Annotated in this window: 20 protein-coding genes; 6 read left to right on the forward strand and 14 right to left on the reverse strand. The window is 38.7% G+C overall.

Annotated elements, in window-relative coordinates:
- Positions 1-214 precede the first annotated feature (214 nt).
- Complete coding sequence (locus AC0VZ4_RS21635) at positions 215-940, forward strand: tetratricopeptide repeat protein (RefSeq protein ID WP_007375520.1); 726 nt, start codon at positions 215-217, stop codon at positions 938-940.
- 62 nt (positions 941-1,002) lie between these two features.
- Here AC0VZ4_RS21635 and AC0VZ4_RS21640 read toward each other — a convergent pair whose 3' ends face one another.
- The 11 genes from AC0VZ4_RS21640 to dnaK form a co-directional block, all read right to left on the reverse strand.
- A complete protein-coding gene (locus AC0VZ4_RS21640; RefSeq protein WP_475442096.1) occupies positions 1,003-2,421 on the reverse strand; it encodes a coniferyl aldehyde dehydrogenase in 1,419 nt (472 codons plus the stop codon).
- 180 nt (positions 2,422-2,601) lie between these two features.
- Positions 2,602-4,071, reverse strand: a complete 1,470-nt coding sequence (locus AC0VZ4_RS21645) for an SLC13 family permease (RefSeq protein ID WP_007375522.1) — start codon at positions 4,069-4,071, stop codon at positions 2,602-2,604.
- Between the two features lie 9 nt (positions 4,072-4,080).
- Positions 4,081-5,037, reverse strand: coding sequence for a porin (locus AC0VZ4_RS21650; protein WP_337120908.1), 957 nt, complete (start codon positions 5,035-5,037; stop codon positions 4,081-4,083).
- Between the two features lie 175 nt (positions 5,038-5,212).
- A complete protein-coding gene (locus AC0VZ4_RS21655) occupies positions 5,213-6,577 on the reverse strand; it encodes a sigma-54-dependent transcriptional regulator (protein ID WP_008134330.1) in 1,365 nt (454 codons plus the stop codon).
- Positions 6,570-8,300 carry a sensor histidine kinase gene (locus AC0VZ4_RS21660; RefSeq protein WP_475442097.1) on the reverse strand — a complete coding sequence of 577 codons (1,731 nt, stop codon included), beginning with the start codon at positions 8,298-8,300 and terminating at the stop codon, positions 6,570-6,572. The genes AC0VZ4_RS21655 and AC0VZ4_RS21660 overlap by 8 nt, the downstream gene beginning before the upstream one ends.
- 375 nt (positions 8,301-8,675) lie before the next feature.
- The gene (locus AC0VZ4_RS21665; RefSeq protein WP_007375526.1) at positions 8,676-8,939 is read right to left on the reverse strand and encodes a CBU_0592 family membrane protein; all 264 of its coding nucleotides are present in this window, start codon (positions 8,937-8,939) and stop codon (positions 8,676-8,678) included.
- A 150-nt stretch (positions 8,940-9,089) separates the two neighbouring features.
- Positions 9,090-9,341, reverse strand: a complete 252-nt coding sequence (locus AC0VZ4_RS21670) for a hypothetical protein (protein ID WP_007375527.1) — start codon at positions 9,339-9,341, stop codon at positions 9,090-9,092.
- A gap of 42 nt (positions 9,342-9,383) precedes the next feature.
- Positions 9,384-9,788, reverse strand: coding sequence for a DUF1761 domain-containing protein (locus AC0VZ4_RS21675; RefSeq protein WP_033029847.1), 405 nt, complete (start codon positions 9,786-9,788; stop codon positions 9,384-9,386).
- A gap of 123 nt (positions 9,789-9,911) precedes the next feature.
- Complete coding sequence (gene ybaK / locus AC0VZ4_RS21680; protein ID WP_007375529.1) at positions 9,912-10,373, reverse strand: Cys-tRNA(Pro) deacylase; 462 nt, start codon at positions 10,371-10,373, stop codon at positions 9,912-9,914.
- Between the two features lie 99 nt (positions 10,374-10,472).
- The gene (gene dnaJ, locus AC0VZ4_RS21685) at positions 10,473-11,612 is read right to left on the reverse strand and encodes a molecular chaperone DnaJ (RefSeq protein ID WP_475442218.1); all 1,140 of its coding nucleotides are present in this window, start codon (positions 11,610-11,612) and stop codon (positions 10,473-10,475) included.
- A gap of 200 nt (positions 11,613-11,812) precedes the next feature.
- A complete protein-coding gene (gene dnaK / locus AC0VZ4_RS21690) occupies positions 11,813-13,729 on the reverse strand; it encodes a molecular chaperone DnaK (protein ID WP_475442098.1) in 1,917 nt (638 codons plus the stop codon).
- A 241-nt stretch (positions 13,730-13,970) separates the two neighbouring features.
- On the opposite strand from dnaK, the gene AC0VZ4_RS21695 reads away from it, so the two are divergent.
- From AC0VZ4_RS21695 to AC0VZ4_RS21710, 4 genes are all read left to right on the forward strand, one after another.
- A complete protein-coding gene (locus AC0VZ4_RS21695; RefSeq protein ID WP_475442099.1) occupies positions 13,971-14,786 on the forward strand; it encodes a thioesterase family protein in 816 nt (271 codons plus the stop codon).
- Between the two features lie 184 nt (positions 14,787-14,970).
- Positions 14,971-16,137 carry a paraquat-inducible protein A gene (locus tag AC0VZ4_RS21700; protein WP_342863206.1) on the forward strand — a complete coding sequence of 389 codons (1,167 nt, stop codon included), beginning with the start codon at positions 14,971-14,973 and terminating at the stop codon, positions 16,135-16,137.
- The gene (gene pqiB, locus AC0VZ4_RS21705; protein WP_337120903.1) at positions 16,134-17,789 is read left to right on the forward strand and encodes an intermembrane transport protein PqiB; all 1,656 of its coding nucleotides are present in this window, start codon (positions 16,134-16,136) and stop codon (positions 17,787-17,789) included. Before AC0VZ4_RS21700 ends, pqiB begins: the two co-directional genes overlap by 4 nt.
- Complete coding sequence (locus tag AC0VZ4_RS21710) at positions 17,789-18,397, forward strand: PqiC family protein (protein ID WP_475442100.1); 609 nt, start codon at positions 17,789-17,791, stop codon at positions 18,395-18,397. Before pqiB ends, AC0VZ4_RS21710 begins: the two co-directional genes overlap by 1 nt.
- Positions 18,398-18,512: 115 nt before the next feature.
- On the opposite strand, the gene AC0VZ4_RS21715 is transcribed toward AC0VZ4_RS21710, so the two are convergent.
- Positions 18,513-18,824, reverse strand: coding sequence for a GNAT family N-acetyltransferase (locus AC0VZ4_RS21715; RefSeq protein ID WP_475442101.1), 312 nt, complete (start codon positions 18,822-18,824; stop codon positions 18,513-18,515).
- A gap of 324 nt (positions 18,825-19,148) precedes the next feature.
- Here AC0VZ4_RS21715 and AC0VZ4_RS21720 point away from each other — a divergent pair, with 324 nt between their 5' ends.
- A complete protein-coding gene (locus tag AC0VZ4_RS21720) occupies positions 19,149-20,561 on the forward strand; it encodes a Na+/H+ antiporter NhaC family protein (protein WP_475442102.1) in 1,413 nt (470 codons plus the stop codon).
- Positions 20,562-20,591: 30 nt separating this feature from the next.
- Here AC0VZ4_RS21720 and AC0VZ4_RS21725 read toward each other — a convergent pair whose 3' ends face one another.
- Both AC0VZ4_RS21725 and AC0VZ4_RS21730 read right to left on the reverse strand, forming a co-directional pair.
- Positions 20,592-22,211: an IS1634 family transposase gene (locus AC0VZ4_RS21725; protein WP_475439728.1), complete on the reverse strand. Its 1,620-nt coding sequence runs from the start codon at positions 22,209-22,211 to the stop codon at positions 20,592-20,594.
- Positions 22,212-22,368: 157 nt separating this feature from the next.
- Positions 22,369-25,251, reverse strand: a complete 2,883-nt coding sequence (locus tag AC0VZ4_RS21730; protein WP_475442103.1) for an insulinase family protein — start codon at positions 25,249-25,251, stop codon at positions 22,369-22,371.
- Between the last annotated feature and the right edge of the window lie 79 nt (positions 25,252-25,330).

Consider the following 25,330-nt stretch of genomic DNA (forward strand, 5'->3'; position numbering starts at 1 on the left):
AAAAAACTCTGTTTTGAGCTATACATTACATATTCAGCCAAACTAGAAGCACTGTATCTTGCGTTTATATAAAAGCTGGCGTAAAACATAACAGTAGACACTTCTTTTTGCACTCACATTTAAACGTTACAACAGTCTATTTAGCGCATTAATTTGTAATAAAATGACGTTTGACTAATACATATTGCAACGATTACTAATTGGAGACATGAATATGTCACAGTTTAATTTAAAAACTTTAATACTTGCTAGCGTGTTGCTTACAAGCCCTTTTGCCCATGCAGGGCTCGAAGATGGCATTAAAGCAGCTAATGAAGGTTACTTTGAAGAAGCCCTGAAAGAGTTTGAATACCTTGCTGATAAAGGTTATGCACCTGGAATATATGAACTCGCGAAGTTATATGAAGGGGGTTACGGTGTAATTCGCGATTACCGTAAAGCCGCTCAACTTTATCAAGAAGGTGTTAAGAAAAACCATGTAGACTCTATGTTTGCATTAGCGGTGTTATATGATGAAGGCAAAGGCGTTAAGTTAGATAAACAAATGGCATTAAACTTATTTGAAAAAGCAGCCAATAAAAATTTACCCGCTGCGCAGTTTAATCTTGGTGTTATGTACGCGAATGGTGATGGCGTTAGCCACGATTTTGAACTTGCAAAAAAATGGTACGAAAAAGCAGCCGCTAATAATTACTCACTAGCGCAATTTAACTTAGCGCTCATGTATTTTGAAGGTTTAGGCATGCCAAAAGACTTAGAAAAGTCATACATTTGGAATACTATTGCTGAATACAACGGTAATATGCAAGCAAGCCATAGCCGAAAGCTCGATGAACGAAAAATGCTACCTAAAGAAGTTGAGGAAGCTAAAGAAAAAGCGGACGCTATTTATACCAAAATTTTAGCTGGTACATATGCAGGTGAAGGCCGATTGTTCTAATCTTTATATTCACTAAAGCTGAACTATTACCATAGTTCAGCTTTTTTCATCTGAAGCCACACCTACTTAATATAAAGCCACTTTAAAAGCTTTATAAGCACGTTACTTTGCTTGAGTAACATACCAACTCGCGGATTAAATGAACCTGAAACTAGCGTGTTTTTAGCATGGCTAAAGGTTAAAAATCCTTCTTTACCATGGTAATGCCCCATACCTGAGTGCCCAACACCACCAAATGGTACATCATCTGCTGTAACTTGCACTAGCGTGTCATTAACAGCAACTGTACCGCTGAGTGTTTGCTTAATAATATAGTCTTGAGCAGATTTATCTTGCCCTAAAATATAAAGTGCTAATGGATGGTGATGTTGTTTAATGTAATCAATAGCATCGTCAAGTTTGTTATAACTCATTATTGGTAATATAGGGCCAAATAATTCATCCTGCATGAGCTGCATTTCATCGCTTACCTGTGTAACAATATGCAGCCCCATACGGTGTTTTTCTGCATCTTGCTGGTTTTGCTCAAGCGGTTTTACAATCGTTGCACCGAGTTCTTGTGCTTGCGATAAATAACCCGTTAAACGCTTGTAATGTGCATCGCTAATAATCGATGTTAAGTTTTTACCTTCAACACCCTCTTTAAAATGCTTTTTATAAAGCTCACATAATTGCTGAATGAGCTGATGCTCAAGTGCTTGTGGTACCAATACATAATCGGGTGCGACACATATTTGCCCAGCGTTAGCCATTTTCCCAAATAGTAAGGTTTGCGCTGCTTTTTTAATATCAGCCTGCTCGGTAATAATAACGGGTGACTTCCCCCCAAGTTCAAGTGTTACTGGTGTTAAGTTATGACTCGCTGAGGCCATCACCAATTTACCCACCGCAGTTGAGCCCGTAAACAATAAGTGAGCAAATGGCAACGATGAAAACTCACTTGCAACCTCACTGCCGCCCTGAATTACTTTGCAGTGCTCTTGTATTTCGGCGCTAAATAATTTTTCAAGTACCACATTTGTGTGTGGTGTAAATTCGCTCAGTTTTAACATCACTCTATTACCTGCGGCAATCGCTGTTACAACAGGTACTATGGCTAATTGAATAGGGTAATTCCACGGTGCAATAACACCAACAACCCCTTTAGGCTGATAAGTTACACTGACTTTTGAAGGCCATAAACTTAAACCTACCGCACGATTACTTGGTTTAGACCAGTTAGGCAATTTTTTTATTATATGCGCAAGTGTTTGTACTGTAGGCAGAATGTCGCCAAGTAAAGTGTCAAATGCCGTTCGGTAGCCAAAATCTTTTGAAACTGCATCTACAAGCTCTTCTTCAAGTTCAACAATTCGTAATCGGAGATTTTTTAGCAACGTAATACGTTTATTGATTGGTAAATAAGGCGTACTTAGAAAGGCATCTTGTAACCCATCAAACTGTGTGGTTAAAGAAACTGTATTAGAAGTGTCAGTGGTCAAAGTAGGTTACTCAATTTTCAAAGTTACTACAGATAATAACCCTGAACTGTTTTTCGAGCAATCACACTAATTTAGCTATAATAGCCAAACAAGTAAGCATTAAGAGTCGTTTTGCCCAGCACTGAGATGATAGGCAAAACGACTCATATCGAGATAGCTATAAGCTAAGTTTAAGTTTGTTTAAAAATTAAATACTTTTGCTGCAATAGTCATCGTCACTAATGTAATTAAAATTATCGCAATAATATTAAGCATAAACCCTGCTTTTATCATATCTCGTATTTGTATTTTTCCCGAGCCAAAAACAATTGCATTTGGTGGTGTTGCCACTGGCATCATAAACGCACAGCTACATGCAATAGCTGCTGGAATAACCCAAACTAAAGGCGATCCGAAAATACTCTCCGCAACAGGGCCTAAAAGAGGTAAAAAACCAGCGGCAGTAGCCGTGTTACTGGTTATTTCGGTTAAAAATGTAATTAACGCAACAACCACCAATACAGCCATAACCAGAGGTATTGCGCTTGCACCTTCAATTAAATGCGCAATGTATTGTGCTAAGCCAGATGATTTTATTTGCGAAGCGAGTGATAACCCTCCTCCAAATAATAATAGTACTCCCCATGGTACTTTCGATGCACTCACCCAATCTAAAATTCGTTCATCACTGCCTTTATTGGCTGGTAAAACAAATAATAACAATGCAGCCGCTATTGCTATTGCTGTATCTGAAATTTTAAGTCCAGAAAAATCAGCGAGTAAAGGTCTAAAAACCCAACAAAGAGCGGCTAATACAAACACATAAAACACCCCTTTTTCAGCACGCTGCAAAGGACCAAGGGTCGTCAGTTCTTTTATAAAAACAGATTTACTGTCGTGTAAATGTTCTGTTTTTTCATCAACCTTGTAGCTGAATTTTGTGAGCCAAACCCAACATACTATCAACATAACAATTGCTAACGGAACACCAACAAGCATCCATTGACCAAACCCTATTTCGATTTGATAGCTTTCTGACAAATAGGCCGCCATTAAGGCATTCGGCGGTGTACCTATTAGTGTTGCAATTCCTCCAATGCTCGCACCATATGCAATAGATAACAAAAGTGCTTTAGCAAATCCATCATCCTCTGAGTTTGATTCGCTCACTAAGTGTATGATTGAAAGTGCAATTGGTAGCATCATTACTGTTGTTGCAGTATTTGACATCCACATAGATAAAAATGCTGTTACCAACATCATGGCTAAAATCTGTAAACTCGGCTTTTTACCCGCATAAAGCATCGTCGTTAACGCGATCCGTTTATGTAGCCCCCAACGTTCCATCGCAATGGAGATCAAAAAACCACCTAAAAATAAAAATATTAAGGGGTGTGCATAAGGCGCTGCGGTACTTTTTATAGGTGCTATATCAGCAATCGGCGATATAACAAGTGGCAATAATGATGTTGCAGGTATTGGCACAACTTCACTAACCCACCACGATGCCATCCAAAAAGCTAACCCTGCGGTTTTAAATGCAAGACCAGACATACCACTAGGAGGGTCTATCAAGCACGTTAATAGCATTACAGCAGGGCCAAGCCATAATATAATTTTTTGCGTTAATGTATTTTTCACTGGCTCGTTTTTTATAATTTTCTGAGTCATAATTTGCCCTTAAAATTTGTACTTGAGACCAAGTGCGACACTATTATCCGCATTTTCTTGGAGATCTAAATCGGTATACAAAAGATACGCTGTGGTTTGCTTGTCAAAGACATAGTCAAGTCCAGTACTCCACTGAATCGCTTTTGACTCTTGACGAATTGCAGAGTCATCTTTAGCAAATTGTAATTTTGGAACCCATTTATCAATTGTATAACTTGCACTTAATACATAACCGTTGCCTGACTTAGTCTCATCAACTGATTCCGAATGTTGGTACAGTGCACCTAGCTGTAATTTCTCAAACTTATACACGCCCGCGATTCGGCTAGCTGTAATATTGTTCAAAGAATCAACCCTACTTAATGAGACGTAATAAGGTGTATTATTTAAATTACGGTCACCGTAGATTAGCGTCGCTGCAAACCCTGCTTTGTTATTTTTATTATCGTCTTTTGGAGCATAGGTAAACGAAAACTGAGCATTAGACCAATATTGAGATGTGTATGTAAGCGTATCACCAAGCCGATCTTGCCCAGCTATTACCTGCGCCATATCACCTTGGGTTTCATTGAAGTTATCTAATTTTCCTTCGGAGTATTTAAAGCGCGTATCGTTTCTACCTATAACGATTTCACCAAACGCCCCTTTTAGACCCAAATAAGTATTACGTGCTGTAAACGGCTCTTCTGTATCATCCTCTTCAAAGCCTTTCACCTGTACTTCGTATTTAAAAACTGCACTTAAGTATTCATTTAATTTATGCTGACCTTTTATACCAATACGAGAAAAAGGCGCTTCAATTTGCGTACCTTCTTTGGCGTAGCGCATAATACCAGTGTCGGTATTTGCGATTTGAACTTCTGCTTTACCGTAAACGGTATAATCAGCGGCTAAAGTAATACTGGGCAATATTGCTAAACTACTCAGGGGTATAAGCAAAGTAGATAGGTGTGTTGTTTTTATCATTGTGCGTCCTAATTATTAGAATCAACTTATTGTCAGCTCTAATAAGGCAAATTTACTGCCAATGATATAAAAACCTTTTTTTTCATAACCTTAAAAAAATTGCTGTTATTATTTATACAAGCGTGTGCGGTTAACCGCACACTTAGAAATACATATTGTCACTAAATCCGCACAACTATTCCGTAAACATATCTCGATTAAGATTATATTTACTCATTTTATCGTAAAGTGTTTTACGCGCAATTTGCAGTGTTTCCATGGTATTTTTAATGCTTCCATGATTTTGCTCAAGCGCATATTCAATCAGTGATTGCTCATAAAAAGCCACTTTTTCTGATAAGCTCAAATCAGGAGATAATCCACCAAACTGCTGCGTATTAACCTCGGTAAAGGCAAGTTCGGCGCCAAGTAATACCGCACGTTCGGCTTGGTTTCTGAGCTCTCTTACATTACCAGGCCAATCATAAGCAACTAAGCGCTGTTGTATTTCGCTGTTCAGGGGTGCTGGAGGCTTGTGATAGCGCGTTGCAGCAATGGAACTAAAATGCTTAAACAATAAAAGTATATCTGCTTTTCGCTCTCGTAAAGGCGGAATATTTACTTTAACTAAGCTCAACCTGTAATATAAATCAGCTCTAAATTCGCCTTTCTCCACCAAGGAAAGTAAATCAACTTTTGTCGCAGCTACAATCCTTATATTTAAATCGATGGCTTTATTATCGCCTACAGGGGTCACTTTTCGCTCTTCTAATACGCGCAGTAATTTAACTTGCAGCGACATTGGGGTACTTTCTATTTCATCTAAAAAGACCGTACCGCCTTGAGCGTATTCAAACTTACCTTTACGGCTTTGCGTAGCACCCGTGTATGCTCCACTTGCTGCGCCAAACAGTTCGCTTTCTATTAATTGCTCTGGTACAGCCCCACAGTTAATCGCCACAAAGTTACAACTCGAACGAATACTCTGATCATGTAAATAGCGTGCTACGAGCTCTTTTCCTGTGCCGGTTTCGCCTTCAATCATTATATCTGTTGGCGTATCTATTACTGTATTTAATAAATGCATCATATGTTGCATTTTGGGCGTATCCCCCAATATACGTACACCCGGCGCAGATGCTTTTTGCACAACCACTTTTAATGCGCGATTTTCCATAACAAGACTGCGCTTATCACAAGCTCTGGCAATACAATCAAGTAGGTGTTCGTTCAGCGGTTTTTCGAATAAATCGTACGCCCCTAATTGCATCGCTTTTACCGCAATAGACACGTCGGCATAGCCGGTTAAAAATATCACAGGAAGCTCACTGTCAAAGGCTGTGATTTGCTCGAGTAAAGTTAAACCGTTCATTGTGGGCATATTAATATCGCTAAGCACAATTCCATTATACCGTCGGCTAAGCTTACTAAGAGCTGTACTTGCGTCGTTAAAACACTCTACTGTATAACCTTCTAGTGTGAGTAGTTGTTTTAGCGAATCTCTGATCATCGCTTCATCATCAATCACTATAATGTGTTTACACAACAAACTATCAATCATGCTTATCCCCCTGCTTACTTGAAAGACTAATAATAAATTCAGCCCCGCCTTGCAATCTATTGTGTGCGCTTAAAGAGCCATTAAATGAATCAATAATCTGTTTTGATATTGATAACCCTAAACCGAGACCTTTGCTATCTTTAGTGCTGTAAAAGGGCTCAAATAAATGACTAAATACATGTTGTTCAATACCCGAACCGGTGTCTAAAATAGAGAATTTAACGCGTTCTTCAAAACACTCCAAATTGAAGGTCAAATTACGTTCAACAGCACCATTCATAGCTTGGCTGGCATTGGTAATTAAATTAACCAGCACTTGTTCAAACTTAAGAGCATCAACCCAAACGATGACTGCTTCATCAAATTGCGGGGGCTCTACCTGCACATTGTCTTGCTTTAACTGCGCGCTAGAAATCATTAATGCATTATTAACAAGCGCAGCAAGCGGGTATGGTCTTAATTGCATCCCTGATGGTTTACTAAAGTGCTTCAGCTGCCCTACAATCTTATGCACTCGCTCGACTAGCCCTTCAATAATAACCAAACTTTGACTTAAGGCTTCGTAATTACCTTTTGCTAATAGCCGCTTAGCACTTGCTAGGTATGTATTAATTGCACTAAGAGGTTGGTTTATTTCATGATTTATACCAGCACTCAGCTGCCCTATAGTAGCCAGTTTAGCTGATTGCACTAAAGCCGTTTGTACCTTTTCAAGCGTTTGGGTACGCTCTATTACTTTTTGCTCAAGACTATGCCTTGAATAAAGTAATTTTTTATATCCAGCAAAACGAGCTAATAAGCTATACCCAATAATAATTATAAAACTGTAGATAATAATAACCCAAAATAAGCGCGATATTTGTGCGCTATCGACCTTTGATACATCGACAAGAATATGCATTGTGGCATTAAAGTTATTGAGTTTCATTGAGGACGAAACATATCGCTGTTTATCAATTTTAAATTGCGTCGTACCTTGGCTCTGAGACTGATGCTGCTTTATGTATATTGGTTGATGATCCAGATAAGAACGGCTAGATTTAATCTCCTGCTTTGCAGTAACTCCGAGCTGAGTAAAGCTATTTAAACGCCACTGTTCAATATCAGACATGGCAATAACGTGATCGGGAAGTTGTAAATAAAAATGGCTCCCTTTCGACGTATTTAGCAACTCTCTATCATTTTCGAACTTACTTACATTAACTTTTAAAACCACTACTCCAATGGCTTTATTATCACTATAAACTGCTTGTGAAAAATATATGCCTCGTTTATTTGAACGTATACCAAGTGCAAAATAGGCCACTTTATCATCCGTAAAAGCACGTTTAAAATAGGGTCTAAAAGCATAGTTACTACCCAAAAAAGTGTAATCAGTCTGCCAATTACTACTTGCAATAACATCACCTTGCGTATCCAACACAAAGATGTCAGACGCACCGCTGGCTTGCTGAATATCAGCTAGATAATTATTAATTGCGCTATAATGTTGTGGTGTTCCTGATACAAAACTTATCATCAACTCATTATAAGTTAATAACTCTGGGATCGCAGAAAAGCGTGCAAGTTCAGTATCAATATAATTATTTAATTGAGTAACTTGGCGTTCAGCCTGAAGGTTTGCTTGCTCAATATCATGAGTTCGTCCGAGAAAAAATGATATCAACAAAATAAATATGGGCAATATACAAGTAATAATGATTCTTTTAGAAAGAGAAAACATACTGACCCACAAAATAACCTGATGAATTTAAAGAACCTAGTTTAACGGCTTATTAGCCATAGCGATATAAACTTTTGTTAACAAAAATCAGAGCGAGTAAAAACAAAAAATCACCGCAAACAAAAATATTCACGGTGATTTTTATTATACCAATTCACTTCATTAAATTATCTATTTTGAGGTAGTAAACATTGCCGATAACAAGGTAAAAATTCGTTATTTCGTTGTTCCCAGCAATGACTTCTGCATTGCTTTATCTACTGCATCCGTGGCGTTATAAATCAGAAGTTTTGACTTCTGTTAGCCTCAGGCTTTATCCCTTAAATTGATAACGTATTATTGCAAATTGATATAGAGCATTATCTATTCGCTAAATTAGCTTGCAGTTACAGCTCTTCGATTTTTAACATATTTGTATAAACCAATTAATGACGCTGCAATCCAGAATATTTCGATTACAAAACTGGCTAAGTTAAAGTTATAACAAAGGCTGATCAACAATAAAATGGCCCCCGTTAAATTCATCATATTGTACATTAAGCTAGTTGGAGATGTTTTACCTAGCTGCAGTAAAAAGAATGAGCCAACGACTAAAAAAGTACCTGTCATACCTATGATGTCAAATAAGAGTGCTATCACGAAACTATCCTTTATCCATTTTTAAATAACCCAAAAAACTGGCCCGATCCGTGGGGAGGGTATTTTTTCATTCATTGAAACAGCAAAACCGGGCGATTCTATCAAGATGATAAATTCTAACAAGGGCATATGTCCGTATAAGCAATATGCTTATTTAAATGTAACTTTACCACCAATAATTTTATAAGCGGGTATCCCTCTTATCACAGCAGGCCTTGCAAAAGGACGATTACAGTTAGGGCAAATACAGGGCTCTTTTGTGAAATTTTGGCTAATACGTTCTATAAAACATTTAACAAGCGCTCCTTTACCGCCCTTTCGATACTTAAATAAGGGGGTTTTGCAAGCAGAACAAAAAATATCAACCGTTTTTGTTGGCCCTTTTTTATTTGGTTTAGCCATAATTAGTCATTAATTCAAAGTAATACCTAAAGTGTAACAAGACTAAGGCCAAATACCCAAAATTAGGCCCATTAAAGAAAATTGTAAAATATGAAAACTACCATTAATTAAAAACAGCTTCATCGGCCGTTGCTCAAAAATATAACTAAGCCCAAGTGAACTACTAACCCAAAATACACCGATAATAAATCCAGTTCCTACACTTTCACCAACGTTAGGGTTTTCACCTAGAAACAATGCAAGCAAAAAAGTGGCTATAAAAGATAATAAAAAGCTCCCTCCAAAAATTAATTTTGGATCTGCTGATTGCAAATCTAGCTCTGTTAAACCACAACTTTCAAGCCAAGCTTGTTTAAACATTTTATTTGAATACCAAATGCCGCCAAGCATAAAGCAAGAGAGCGCGGCAATTAATACCGCAAAATAATCAACATCAGAAAAATTCATATACTGCCATAACTTATGCATGATGGGTTATTTGACTGTAGTTAATAATTATTAAAGCGGCAAACTCATAATCTGGAAACTAGGGCCTTATATGGACTCCCCGTAAATGTCAAAAAGAAAAAGTTAAAATATCCCCAGTTTTGCACCAGTTAATGTAATAAGATCGGTTGTCATTAATTTCACTTCTAAACCGCGTTTTCCTGCACTTACATATACGTGCTCAAACTGTGATGCACTACCATGAATGTAGGTAGCGAGGCGTTTTTTTTGTCCCAGTGGACTTACCCCTCCTAAAATATACCCCGTACTGGCTTGTACTTTTTGTGCAGCCGCCATTGCCACCTTTTTAGATGAAGCTAATTTTGCCAATTGCTTTAAATGAATTTGTTGAGAAACAGGTGTTACTGCAACAATTAATTCGCCTTCATGTGTTTCAAGCACTAATGTTTTAAATACTTGATGGCTATTAAGCTTTAACTTTTCAACTGCTTCAAGCCCATAGTGACTATTGCTAGCGTCGTGCTCGTAACTTAAGACATCAAACGGGATTTTTGATTTTTTCAATAGATCGATTGCAGGTGTCATAATACTTAATCATTTTTTATTAACAGTAACAAAAATAAAATTTAAAGCAAAAAAAACGACGCTAAATAGCGCCGTTTCATTATTTATAATAATTTAAATTTACTTAGTTAAATCATCAAAAAACTTTTTAACACCGTCAAAAAAACCTTGCTCTTTAGGACGGTTTTTAGAGCTATCTGTGCCCATACTTTCATCTAATTCAGTCAGTAATTCACGTTGACGCTCGTTCAGATTTACTGGCGTTTCGATTACCACTTTACAAATTAGATCGCCTTGGGCACCACTGCGTACAGACTTAACACCTTTACCACGCATACGGAACATTTTCCCCGTTTGCGTTTCAGACGGTATTTTAAGTTTTGCACGACCATCAAGTGTCGGCACCTGAATTTCGCCACCTAAGCCTGCTGTAGTAAAGCTGATTGGTACTTCACAATATAAGTTATTCGCTTCACGTACAAATATTTCATGCTCGCGAACCGATACCTGCACGTACAAGTCGCCAGATGGCGCGCCGTGCATTCCGGCTTCGCCTTCACCCGTTAAGCGGATACGGTCACCGGTATCAACGCCAGCTGGAATCTTAACTGAAAGCGTTTTGGTTTTTTCTACGCGGCCTTGACCATGACACTTGTTACAAGGATCTGAAATAATCTGACCTTGTCCTTGACACGTTGGACATGTTTGCTGCACAGCAAAGAAACCTTGGCGCATTTGCACTTGGCCAGCACCATGACATGTAGTACATGTTTTAGGTTTAGAACCCGCTTTAGCACCACTGCCGTCACATGGCTCACAACCCACCCATGTTGGTACTTTAATTTCAACTTCTTTACCACGAACCGCTTCTTCTAAGCTTAAGTCCATGTTGTAACGTAAGTCAGAGCCACGTTGCTGACGAGATTGACGTTGACCACCGCCACCACCAAAAATATCGCCAAATACGTCGCCAAATACATCACCGAAATCACCTTGGCCGCCGCCGAAACCACCATGGCCACCACCGCCGCCTTGCTCAAATGCCGCATGACCATGTTGGTCATACATTTGGCGTTTTTGCGCATCGGTTAAAATTTCGTAGGCTTCTTTAACCTCTTTAAACTTTGTTTCGAGATCTTTATCGCCTGCGGTACGATCTGGATGATATTTCATCGCTAAGCGTTTATACGCTTTTTTTATGTCTCGCTCACTCGCATCTTTGCTTACGCCGAGGGCTTCGTAATAATCGCGTTTTGACATATCTATCACACTACTCTTTTCTATTTGCAGCGTAAGCTGCTGGATAAACCGATAAATCGCATCGATTTATCATTGAATTTGAACCTTAAACACATGCAAAAGGCGCGACAAGCTATTGCTCGCGCGCCTCAATTGTTCATCCTAACCTAAACACTCAACTGAGTTAAGTGTTTTTGGCTAGCGAGAAGCGTTAGCAACAATTATTTGTCGTCTTTCACTTCTTCGAACTCTGCATCAACAACGTCGTCATCTTGCTTAGCTGATTGCTGTTGCTCGCCTGCATCTGCTGAACCTTGCTGCGCTTTCGCTTGAGCAATTTCCATCAGTTTTTGAGACTTTTCAGCAAGCGCTTGAGTTTTAGCTTCAATCTCTTCTTTATTGTCGCTCTTAATAGCCGCTTCTAAATCTACAACAGCCGCTTCAATCGCTTCTTTGTCTTCATTTGGTAATGCATCGCCAGCTTCTTCAATTTGCTTGCGAGTACCATGAACTAAAGCATCAGCTTGGTTACGAGCAGCTACAAGTTCTTCAAACTTTTTATCGTCTTCAGCATGTGCTTCTGCATCACGAACCATCGCTTCAATTTCGTCATCGCTTAAGCCTGAAGATGCTTGAATCGTAATTTTTTGCTCTTTACCTGTGTCTTTATCTTTAGCAGATACATGTAAGATACCATCGGCATCAACATCAAATGTTACTTCGATTTGTGGTGTGCCACGTTGTGCTGGACGAATACCTTCTAGGTTAAATTGACCTAGAGATTTATTGTCGCTTGAACGTTTACGCTCACCTTGAAGTACATGAATTGTTACAGCAGATTGATTATCTTCAGCTGTTGAGAATGTTTGCGATTTCTTAGTAGGAATCGTCGTGTTTTTCTCAATCAATGCAGTCATTACTGAACCCATTGTCTCAATACCTAGAGATAATGGAGAAACGTCTAGTAATAGTACATCTTTAACGTCACCAGCAAGTACACCACCTTGAATCGCTGCGCCTACGGCTACTGCTTCATCAGGGTTAACATCTTTACGAGGCTCTTTACCGAAGAACTCTGCAACGATTTTTTGTACTAAAGGCATACGTGTTTGACCACCAACAAGAATAATGTCGTTGATGTCGCTTACTGATAAATCAGCATCAGCAAGTGCACGTTTAAGTGGCTCAATTGTTTTAGTTACTAAATCTTCAACTAGTGACTCAAGCTTAGCACGTGTTAGTTTCACGTTCATGTGCTTAGGACCAGATGCATCAGCAGTTACATACGGAAGATTTACTTCAGTAGATTGTGCAGATGAAAGTTCAATTTTTGCTTTTTCAGCAGCTTCTTTAACACGTTGCATTGCAAGCGGATCATTTTTAAGGTCTAAGCCTTGATCTTTCTTGAATTCAGCTACTAAGTAGTTGATTACACGGTTATCGAAATCTTCACCACCTAAGTGAGTGTCGCCGTTTGTAGCAAGTACTTCAAAAGTGTGCTCACCTTCAACTTCATCAATTTCAATGATTGATAAATCGAAAGTACCGCCACCTAAGTCATATACTGCAACGATGTTTTCGCCACGGTTTTTATCCATACCGTAAGCCAGTGCCGCAGCAGTTGGCTCATTGATAATACGTTTAACTTCAAGACCCGCAATACGACCAGCATCTTTCGTAGCTTGACGTTGTGAATCATTAAAGTATGCAGGTACTGTGATTACGGCTTCAGTTACTTCTTCACCTAAGAAGTCTTCAGCTGTTTTCTTCATTTTTTTCAGTACTTCAGCAGAAATTTGTGGTGCAGCACGTTTTTCGCCGCCCGCTTCTACCCATGCATCGCCGTTATCAGCTTTAACAATTTTAAACGGCATGATGCCGATATCGCGTTGTACTTCTTCGTCTTCAAAACGACGACCAATTAAACGCTTAATTGCAAATAATGTGTTTGTCGGGTTAGTAACCGCTTGACGCTTAGCAGATTGACCTACTAATGTTTCGCCGTCTTGCGTGTAAGCAATAATAGACGGGGTTGTGCGATCGCCTTCCGCGTTTTCAATAACACGTGCTTTGCCACCATCAAGTACTGCAACACAAGAGTTTGTAGTACCTAAATCGATTCCAATAATTTTACCCATGAAACTTCTCCAACTTCAATATTCGTTAATACGTTCGATGACTTAGTAAATAGGGATGCGCCAAACTTATTTCAACTGTAAAAATGAAAAAAAATTCATTTTTTATGATTTATTTACAAAATAACCCTAATAATTGTAAGGAATGATGATTTTTACACCGCCAGAGGCGCTTTTAATTACTGGTCTGACTAGTTTGGTTGTGTTATAAATTTATTAAATCGCACTATAAAAGGACATCTTCATGCATTTTGAACAATTACTTCTCCAAGCTGAAAAAATTGGAAGTTCAGACAATACCGAACAATTAACTAGCACAATGCAATTTCCAGAAAACTGGTGCCAAGGCAGAACTGCTTTTGGTGGGCTATCAGCCGCACTGTTGTATCAAGCAATCAGGGGTAAGGTTGCAAGTGATCGTCGTCTACTTTCTCTTAGCACTAATTTTGTAGGACCATTGCTTGCCGATACTCCCTTTTCTTTATCAGTAGAAATACTACGACAAGGTAAAAGTAGTACACAAGTACTTGCCAAAGCCATTCAAAATGAACAAGTGTGCGTTATCGTACAAGCATGTTTTGCTAAAAGTAGAGAGTCGGGTGTTAATGTGCCCGTTTCGAAATCTTTAGGGTTAAAACCGGTAGACGAGCGCTATACACTCCCTTTTGTTAAAGGCCAGATGCCTGAGTTTTTTCAGCATGTTGATTTATGCCCACAACAAGGCGCTATGCCATTTAGCAGCGCAGAAACTTCTCACTTAGGGGGCTGGATGCGCTTTAAGCACACCCCAGAGCAAATAACAGAAGCGCACGTTATTGCATTAACAGATGCATGGCCACCTACGTTATTACAAATGTTTAAACAACCCGCTCCAGCTAGTAGCATGTCTTGGTACTTAGAGTTTGTGCAAGAACCAAACTTAACACCTGGCGAATGGCTTGGCTTTGAAGCAATCACTCATCATTCAAAAGATGGTTATGGTTTAGAAGATGGCTGTATTTGGTCACTATCAGGGGAGTTAATAGCCCTTACACGCCAAACGGTGGCGTTATTTGACTAAAAGCCCTAAAGCCAAACAATATTAAAATGTTTGGCTTTTAAAGGCTTATTCACTGTTCGCGTTGTATTAATGCATTAAATATTGCAAAATTGGACAAACATTCTTCTTGCTTGGTATTACATTGCAAACTGTCTGCCCCTGCTGCGATCTGATCATAGACATACCTCGCATAATCGCGAAACAAATGGCGATATGCCCACATTGTCATCATAAACTTTGCGAAGCCGATGTGAATCACGACAGCCGTATTGTTGCACTGAGTTTTAGCGCTTTGTTAATGTTGCTAAGCAGCATGTTTTACCCTTTCATTTCATTTAGCAGTAGCGGCATTACTCAAACAATTACTCTACCCGATGCCGCACGAATTTTATTTAATTACGATAGCGAACTACTCGGCTTATTTATTGATTTGAGCATTATTGCCCTGCCTATGGGTTTACTCCTTATTTTGATCCCTCTGCACTTAGGGGTATTAAAAACATTGCCCGAAGGCATAGCAAGGCGGTTATTGAAATTCACGCTTGCGTTAGAGCCTTGGATTATGTCAGAAATATTTTTAATCGGTGTGCTGGTCAGTATGGTTAAAATTATGTCGCTGGCTGATATTAGCTTTGGGGCAAGTTTTTGGGCTTATGTAGGGTTTGTTATTTTATATATAGCAGCACTTGTTCACTTAAATCGCCCGCGTTTATGGGCTCAAATTAAGCCTGTAAAATTACTCGAAGGCGCTGATAACGCAAAACGCGCAATTGATGAAAATATTAAAGCCTGCCATGTATGCCACCAACTATGCACCGGTGATATATGCCAGCGTTGCCACACTAAAACACACGTCAGAAACCCTTATAGTGTACAAAAAGCAACTGCATGGTTAATAACCTCTGTTATTTGCTATATTCCTGCTAATGTTTTACCAATAATGCATACCACTAGTTTAGGTGATGAATCCCCCTCTACATTAATTGGTGGTGTAATTACACTTTGGAAGAGTGGTTCCTATCCCATTGCTGCCATTATATTTTTAGCCAGTGTGGTTGTACCGCTTGCTAAAGCGTTTGTGCTGAGCTTTTTATGTATTATGGTTACAAAGCCTGCAAATCGGCATACAAAAAGTTATACTCGAATTTATCAACTGACTGAGTTTATTGGAAAATGGTCAATGATAGATGTATTTGTCGTTGCTATTTTAGTTGCCTTGGTACAGCTTGGTAATTTAATGTCGGTAACTCCAGGTCTTGGCATTGTATTTTTTACAGTTATGGTAATATGCCAAATGATGGCTGCCCATGCCTTTGACCCACGCTTGTTGTGGGATTCCCCTAAAAACAAAAAATCAGAGAACAAAGCATGACCGAAACCGCCGAAATAACAAAAGAACCGAAAATTTCCGCTATCTGGATCATTCCGGCAATTGCGCTGTTAGTAGGCATGTGGATGCTATATCAGTATCAAGCAAATAAAGGCCCTACTATTTTTATCGAAATGCCACAGGCCGAAGGTATTATTGCAGGTAAAACGGAAATAAAAGTGCGCAGTGTAAAAATAGGTCAAATTGATCATGTTCGGCTATCCGACACGCAAGACAGTGTTATTGCTCGTGCACAAATAGATAAAAATTACAATAGCTTATTAACCGATGATGCAAAAATTTGGGTCGTTAAACCTCGCATTGATGAAACAGGTATTAGTGGTATGAGTACTCTTTTATCAGGTGTTTATTTAGAGTTTTCTCCAGGAGAAAGTAAAGAACTAAAAGAAAGGTTTACGCTCCAAGATGAACCCGCACTTATCGGTAAAGACGTTAAAGGCGGTCGCTTTAAACTCCTTAGTTATAATGCTGAAGTACTAGATGTAAGTACCGGTATATTTTTCAAAAATTACAAAATAGGTCAGATAGAAACCGCTACTTTTGATTGGGAAAACCAAGCAATGAAGTATGGCGTGTTTATTAAAGAACCTTATCAAAACCTCATCACTATGAATTCTATTTTTTGGGTGAACGCGGGTATTGAAATTGACCTCTCTGCAGACGGTATTAATATAAATACTGGCTCTTTAAGCAAACTTTTAAAAGGCGGTGTTTCTGTTGGGTTACCTGAGCAACAGGCACCGGGTGAAATAGCACAAGATGGGCATAGCTTTTCATTAAGCCAAAGCTATAAAGAAGCGTTAGAAGAGCGCTTTTACGACTTTGATTACTACCTAATTGAATTCGAACAATCCGTTAGAGGGTTGCGCACAGGAGCGCCTGTAGAATATAGAGGTATGCGTGTAGGGACTGTTGTAGAAGCCCCTGCTAATGTAATTGTCAACGGTAAGCCCGCTCACTTTAGAAACCATAATACGGCCGTTCCGGTACTTATAAAAGTAGAATACGGACGCTTGTATCATGACAGTGCTTCAGCTAAAGAATATTGGCAAGGTAGTTTAAAAGGCTGGATTGAAAGTGGGATGCGCGCTTCATTAAAGCCCGGCAATTTATTAACGGGTGCGGTGTATGTTGATTTTGATATATATCCCGACGCACCCGCAGCGCATTTAGGCAAACTTGTTCAATATGATGTTTTTCCAAGCATTTCCAGCGGTATAACCGTATTGGCAGATCAAGTATCTGATGTACTCAATAAAGTTAATGACTTAAAAATTGAAGATAGCTTAGCGCAAATGCAAGCGACATTTACTGACTATCGAGCGCTTGCTAATGAAATGCGAGAGCTACTGAGCCAAAAAGATACACAAAACTTACCAGGCGACTTTAACCGTAATTTTGAGAAAATGACAAAAAGTATGGTGCAATTTGAAGTAACCATGCGTCAATTCGACAAAACCATGGCCAGTTACCAAGCCGGTTCTGAACTTCATCATCAAATACAGCAAACATTAAAAGAGTTTAAACGTTTAAGTGAGGGCCTACAGCCTCTAACTCGCGGATTAAACGAGCAACCTAATATGCTAATTTTTGATAAATCATTACCCGCAGATCCAAAACCAAGGAAGCAATAATGAAATCGTTATTTTTAACTGCAAGTTTATTATTACTATTGTCAGGTTGTAGTTCATCAATACAAACTGCGACACAGTATTACCAGTTTGAACAGCCTATAGGTGCTTCGTCTCGAAACATTGCGGATACAGATGCGCAACTAAGAATACAAACTGTTGTACTCAGAGGCGCTTTAAATAATTTGGGCATTGCTATGAAAATAGACAGCAACCAAATTCATGCTGCTAATTACAACCTGTGGGGTGAATCGCCAGATGTAATGCTTACTGCCACAGCCCAGCAAACTCTTTTTAATGCTATGCCAAATTGGATGGTTATAAAGGGCTTACCGGTCATTACTGAACTCGATCAACAAACATTTTATGAGCTTGAATACGAAATTCATCACTTTAATGGCGATATGCAAGGTAACGCTGATATTTCAGGGCTTTGGCGTTTATATTACACACACCCAGAAACAGGCCGACGTCTTATAAGTATCCATAATTTTTCAAACCTAGTGCCTATAGATGATGATGGATACGATGGCCTGGTTTCGACACTTGAAGCAACATGGCTAAATATAAACCTAAATGTTGCAAAACAAATAGAACAAGCAAGACTTTAATCATTAAGTGACAATATAATCACGGCGGTTTTATCATTATTGATAACCGCTTTGCCCTCTATTTTAAAACCCAATTTTAACAACACATTCTGCGATGCCCTATTATCTAGTGATGTTATTGCACACAGTTTTGTAATTCCAAATTTATGTTTATGTTGCAAAAGTGCGCTGCACGTTTATAAAACCCAACAACGCCAATCACTTCAGCATTATGCAAAGTAATAACGTAAGGACCAAAGCCTTGGTAGTTATGAGAAGCAATAAATGACTGATTGATGTACGACTTGGCATCATCAAGGGTATAAATTGCTTTATCGCCAATGTGCTTTATAAAACTAGCCTGATTAACTAGCTTAAGTAAAACCGCTGCATCAATCTCATTCGCATGGCGTAACAACAGACGATTTGTTTTAAATACTGCGTTCAATGTAAGTTCCTCTAAAAAACTTTGTTTAGCATGTAACTTTTTGTTGACTGAAATTAAAAAGCAGATTATTTTTGCGCCGATGTTTTTACAGGCACAACAATAGCGGTTTGCACTCCTCGCACCGTCTGGCGCCAAAGCCAACGCGTTTCACTTAAACAGCTATTTAACATAACTGTTTAAGTGTCCCTCTCACGCGTACAAAAGCAGTGACTTGGAAGATGATTTAACAACAAACTTATCATCTTCTTTGTTTTTGTATAAGCATGTATAAAAATTAATACTATTTTAATTTTTATACATGCTTTTAATTTTGTGAATACTTAAATGCTTGAACCTTCTGCGTTAAGTTTACTGCCACCGTTGGTGGTAGTTGTATTGGCTGTTGTATTACGCCGCCCTATTTTATCTTTACTTATTGGTGCTTTAGTTGGTTTAGTTATAGCCGACCCTGCACAGGTACTTACTAACTTTGCGAGTACATCGCTAAAAGTGATGACAGACGAAACCATCGGCTGGCTAATACTTGTATGTGGTGGTTTTGGCGCACTTATCACACTATTAGTGCGTACAGGTGGTGCATCGGCTTTTGGCAAGCTAGCTCTTAAGTACACCAAAGGTAAGCGTTCATCTTTGTTTATGACCTTTTGTTTAGGTGTGGTTATTTTTATTGATGACTATTTAAATGCGCTTACTGTGGGTGAAACCATGAAACGCATTACCGATAAATTTAAAGTGAGCCGTGAGATGCTTGCTTACGTTGTTGACTCAACTGCTGCACCAATTTGTGTGCTTGTCCCTTTATCTACCTGGGCGGTATTTTTTAGTGGCTTATTGGTAGATAACGGTATTGCTGAGGAAGGCAAAGGGATTGCTGTTTATATTCAAGCTATTCCGTACATGTTTTACGCGTGGTTTGCAGTGCTTGTTATTTTACTTGTTGTGCTGGGTGTTATCCCTGCGATTGGCCCAATGAAAAAAGCAGAGCAAATGGCTCAAATTGAGCAAGCTCAAATTGAGCAAGCTCAAATTGAGCAAGCTCAAGTTGATCCAGCCCAATACAATGACGTTCAAACAGCGGATGAATATGCAGTAAAAGCCGTAGAAGAAAACTTTGAAGATGCTGATCCTAAAGGTAAATTACGTAACTTTTTGGTGCCGATTATTTTACTGGTTGCATTTACTGTTTACTTTGAAATAGACGTATACAAAGGCTTATTAGCAACAATGGCGGTCACTCTCCCGTTTTATGCTCTACAAAAATTAATGAGCGTAAGTGAAATGATTGAACGCATGCTTGATGGCTTTAAAAGTATGATCCCCGCGATTGGTACTGTTATAGCTGCGTTTATATTTAAAGATGTATGCGACTTAATTGGTTTGCCTCAGTTTGTTATTGGCAGCTTAAGCCCTTATATGACCGCTGCATACTTACCAGCCGTGGTATTTATTTCAATGGCTATTTTAGCGTTTGCAACTGGGTCTAGCTGGGGTATTTTTGCTGTATCAATTCCGATTGTTATGCCACTGGCAAATGCGGTTGATGCAAACATACCACTGGTCATTGGTGCGCTATTATCGGCTTCCTCTTTTGGTAGCCAAGCATGTTTTTACTCAGATTCAACCGTACTCGCAGCGCAAGGTTCTGGTTGTAATTTAATGAGCCATGCCGTTACACAATTGCCATATACACTGATTGCTGCGGCATTAGCTGTTATAGGCTTTTTGATAATGGCTTAAATTTACTTAAATCAGGCATTGATCAGACCCCTAGGCAACTTTTTGGATTTTATATAAATGCAACGCATGTCCACCAATGAGCCTTATTATCTTTTCCCTGAACTCATCAAAACCATCCAAGCTGATTTTGTCGCCTTGCTGGAGTAGATTAATTCCCTCAAAACACTGAAAGACCCAACGTAATGTTGGGTTAGATATTTCTTTATTGATTTGATTCGCTATCGTGGCTTTTTCTTTTTTCATATTCGCTCTCATTCGTCTTTGCGCGATTGAATAAACTAACAATGAAAGTGTCATCACCATCAACAGAGCATCTATTCTACTTGGCTTTTTGATAAATAATGATGAAACAAAAAACAAGGGGTCTTTTAAAAACCTAAACCCTTTTTCTACTTCAGATTGTGCTTTGTAATGCTTAAGTAAACCTACTGGTGAAAGGGCTTCTTTATCAATATTCGTTGCTAATACGAAGCATGACTTTTGTTCTACAATCTGTTTTATTGCGCTTTCGTTTTCTTCAATTTCTGCCGTGATTTGCCATTCAATATTTTTTACTGGCGCATCTTTTTTAGGTCGCCCTTTACCTTCATAGACTTTATGCTTAATAAATTGCTGAGTCGCTATTTGATGATGCTTCATCTTTTTCGCTAATTTATCTAATGCGCGTTGTGCGTCAGTTTGACAAGCGAAACGTTGAGCTTGTAAATGGAAGAGGTCTTTTTTGATGCCTGTGTGTGCTCGCTCAACTTGTCGAACAATGCTTTTTTGTGCTCGGCTATTAGCTGCTTTTGAATAAATAATCATCCATCTTTGCTTTATCCCCATATGCTCAATCTCTTCAACAACATATTGATAGTTATCATCAATATTAACCCATTGGTTGGCTGCTATGGCTGTACTTATAGAGGATTTTTCAAGAGAAATTGTTGAAGGTACTAGCGTGAGAAATTGAATTTTGGTTAAAAACTCAGCATTACTTTTATGATAAAGTTTACAGTCTGCCACAAGGTATTTAGGAGCTTGGCTTTTTTTGAACTCGTCAACAAGCGCCTTACTTCGCGCTTTAAAAATAGCGGTGTCTGCGCTGTTACCATCCCAGTTTTTACATGCAAGCGGGATCCCACCATCTTGGCTAACAATGATTTCTTGTACGACTTGTTTTAAATCAGGACGGTGAGCCTTGCTATAGCCATGAGTAATTTTAATGACGTTTTCATCACTATCTCCATCATCAAAAGCATATTCACCTGTCAGTGAGTGACTCGTTGTATCAAGTGATTCAAAGGTTTTATCAACTTGTTCTATTTCACATGCTTGTCCGGAGACTAATGAAAATAAGCTTTCACAGCCAAACTCGAAGCATTGATCGAGAGTTCTACCAAGTTTGTGACGATTAAAATGTGATGCTTGAACCCCTTCACGAAATAAATGTTCAAGAGGCAAGTTAGTAAAAAATTGAGGGCTGAGTGATAAAGGTCGATTGGCAAAACCGAGTCCATTCATGATCATGCCTTTTACAGCTTCACCGGGGGTGATTTCTTGTTTATCGTCTTGAGGTAAGTATTGATCTAAAAGGCTGACAATTTTTAAGTCTTCTATAACACCTGAAACAATACCGTGATGGTCTAACCGTTTGATTTTTAGATTCATATACACCTCAAAGTTGAGATGTTATTTTATCAAATTAAAGAGAATTAAGCGTTTAAATTAAATCGAAATTTTTGAAATTGGTCTGATCAATGTCTGTTAAATAAAAACCCCAATGTAGTGATACATTGGGGTTTATTTTTAGCTACATAGATAAAGCTTATTTTTGTAGTTTAATACCATTGTAATAGGCATCAAGCGTTGTGATTTTAGTTTGATTTGGTAAATCGGCAAAGTCACTTTCTATAAACTTAGTACCGCGTAATTGCACATTTAAACGGGCGGCATTAGGGTTAAGCATTGTTTGCTTGTAGTAATCTTTTATATCTGCAAGCGTTACTTTTTCAACTTCATCAATCAGCTTTTGCTTAGAATCAAAGGTAAAGTTTTCACGGTACCAATCGTTTATAAGTGGGCTCATTTCGTCACTTAAGTTTTTAGGCTGCTCTTTAAGTGATACAAGGGTAGAGTTTTTAAGCTGCTCAAAAGTCTCGTCGCTCATGTTATCAAGTTCAACTGCGTATTCTTTTTTAAACTCATCAAAACGAGCTTGTATTTCTTTTGGTCCTTTAACCGGTGTTTGAATATACAAACCAATTGCTGAGTAATCTTCAATTGGGCGAGCTAACGCACCTACTGCGTATGCAAGTTGCTCCTCAGTACGCATTTTATCAAACGCAACTGTTCTAAAGTGGCTTTGTAATACAGCTGCTTCTGCTTTTTGTTTATAACCGGCAACAGGGTGAACGGTCATATCGACCACCGCTACATCGGCTACATCAATATCTTTTTGCAGTACCAGCGTTTCGCCCGGTTGTGGTAACCATGCTTTACTGCGCGCAAATTCACTGTGTTTATGATTACTTGGTAATGTTGCACTTAATTCTTCTGCAATCGCGTCTATATCTTGCTGATTGTAGTTACCATAACTAAATACACGTAAATCGTTTTGTGCAAACGTAGCGGTTTTTAATTGTGCTAAGTCGGCAACACTCAGTGAGTTAGCGGCTTTAATAAGCGCATCTGTATCAAAGCCACCTGTACGCGTTAGTTTTGAAAACTCGCCAAATGCTTGTGCATACGGAAACTGCTTTTGTTGATTTAGTAAATTACGTTTAAAACGATCTACCGCTTGGCTAAATGCTTGTGCTGTTTCATCGGCTTTTAATCCGGTTAAAGCTTGTTTAAGCAATACATTTTGCTTATCTGTAAAACCACTCATAGATAAAACAAGACCATTACTCGGTGCTAAGCTGACGCTCATACCGGCGATTGCTGCTTCGGTACTTAACTGACTTTGTTGAATATTATATAAATCGGCCCAAACAGAATAAAGGACTTCTGCTTTAATATCGTTCAAACCTGGTTGAGTATTTATATAAACTTCGACAAGCCCTTTTGGCTGCTCTGCAAATTTTTGACTTGCTTGGCGCCATACTTTTACACCATTTTTATCGTAAGCAAGTTCTGGGTGTTTTTGCTCTTTAAATGCTTGAGTTTTTATTGCAAAATTTTCAGGCAATAAATTGTTTACTGTTGGTAGTGCTAACTTAAATTCGCTTGGTTTTTTCCAGCTGGCAATTTCATCATCGCTAATGTCACTGATGCGGTATTTACCGTCGTAAAAGTGTAGTTGTGAATCAGTCTCTTCTTGCAGCGATACATACCAAATACGAAGGGTATCGGCATTTAACTGCTCAAGCACATTGTTTATAGCGTCAGCGTCAAACTTTGCATAATAATAAGGTGCATTAATAGCGTGATTTAACGGATAGTCTTGCATGCTTTGCGTAAGCGAGCTTACATAATTAAACTCATCACCTTTTTCTAAAAACTTAAACTGGTTATTTAGTGATGTACGAATTTCGTTGAAGTACTTGCTATCAACACCTTCTTTTTTAATTAAATCGATGTACTGCATAATAGTCGCAACTATTTCGTCACGATTTTTCATGCCTTCATCTGTAAGCTCTACATTTACATTTAACGAACCGTAGTTGCCATATTGATTAGGTGCAGCTGAAGCTGAAAGCTGAGACACCCACCCTTTATCACGAAGAAGTTGCGCTGGGCTGCCCGGCATTTCATTACTTAGTAAATACGCTACAAATCGGTTTGGTTTAAGTGCAAATTCGCTATTATTATTAGCAATGGTGAAATCAAGTTGTAGCTGTTTTACATCTTCATTTGGTGCATAAAACACGCGTTTTCCGCCAGCGTTATCAAAATCAAGCTTTGCAGTCACTGTAGGTTTTTCGATGTTTTTATTTTTTATATCAGCAAAGTATTTTTGCGCTTTTTGCTCCATTTCACCAATAGGTAAATTAGAAATAAGCGCAACTTTCATAATATTTGAAGAGTAGTATTTATTATAAAAATCAACCGTTTCTTTATGAAGTGAACTGTTTTCTTTATCGCCAAGCGTTTCTAGATTACCAATTAAAAAACGATTAGCGGGGTGATCGCCCATCATTTTACGCGCGAGTTTAAACTGACCAAAAAAGTCCATTTCGCGGCGCATTGACCACTCTGCGTTCACTGCATTTTTTTCTTTGTCTGTGTATTCAGGATATAGCTTTGGCGCTTTGAAAAAATCGGCAAAACGATCTAATCCTTCATCAAACGCGTCGTTATTAATTTTAAACATGTAATTGGTAATATCGAGCCACGTATACGCGTTGTGCGCGCCACCATTTTTGGTCATAAAATCAGAGTACCCTTTTGTATCTGGGTAACGATCTGTGCCTAAAAACAGCATGTGCTCTAAATAATGCGCCATACCTTGTTGAGACATTGGGTCATGGAGTAAACCAACACCAACGCTTAGTGCTGCGGCTGATTTTTCAGCCCCCGGATCTGACACTAAAATTACTTCAATGTCGTTTGCCAGCTTAAGTGTTTTATATTCGCGGTTATCGTTAGGACTTACGACTAACGTATCTGATAATAAAGAGGCCTGAGGCGCCACTGAAACCGAAGGCGTATTTGAACAACCACTTAAAACTGCAAGTGCGATAGCACTAAAACCAATAATCTTTTTCATTTTTGTTTTCCATTAAAAAGTATTGCGCAAAATAGCGTGCGCCAATTCAAAGCAATATAGTTAAGCTAAACTAACATTT

Source organism: Pseudoalteromonas sp. QJM3NY_22, assembly GCF_056173065.1.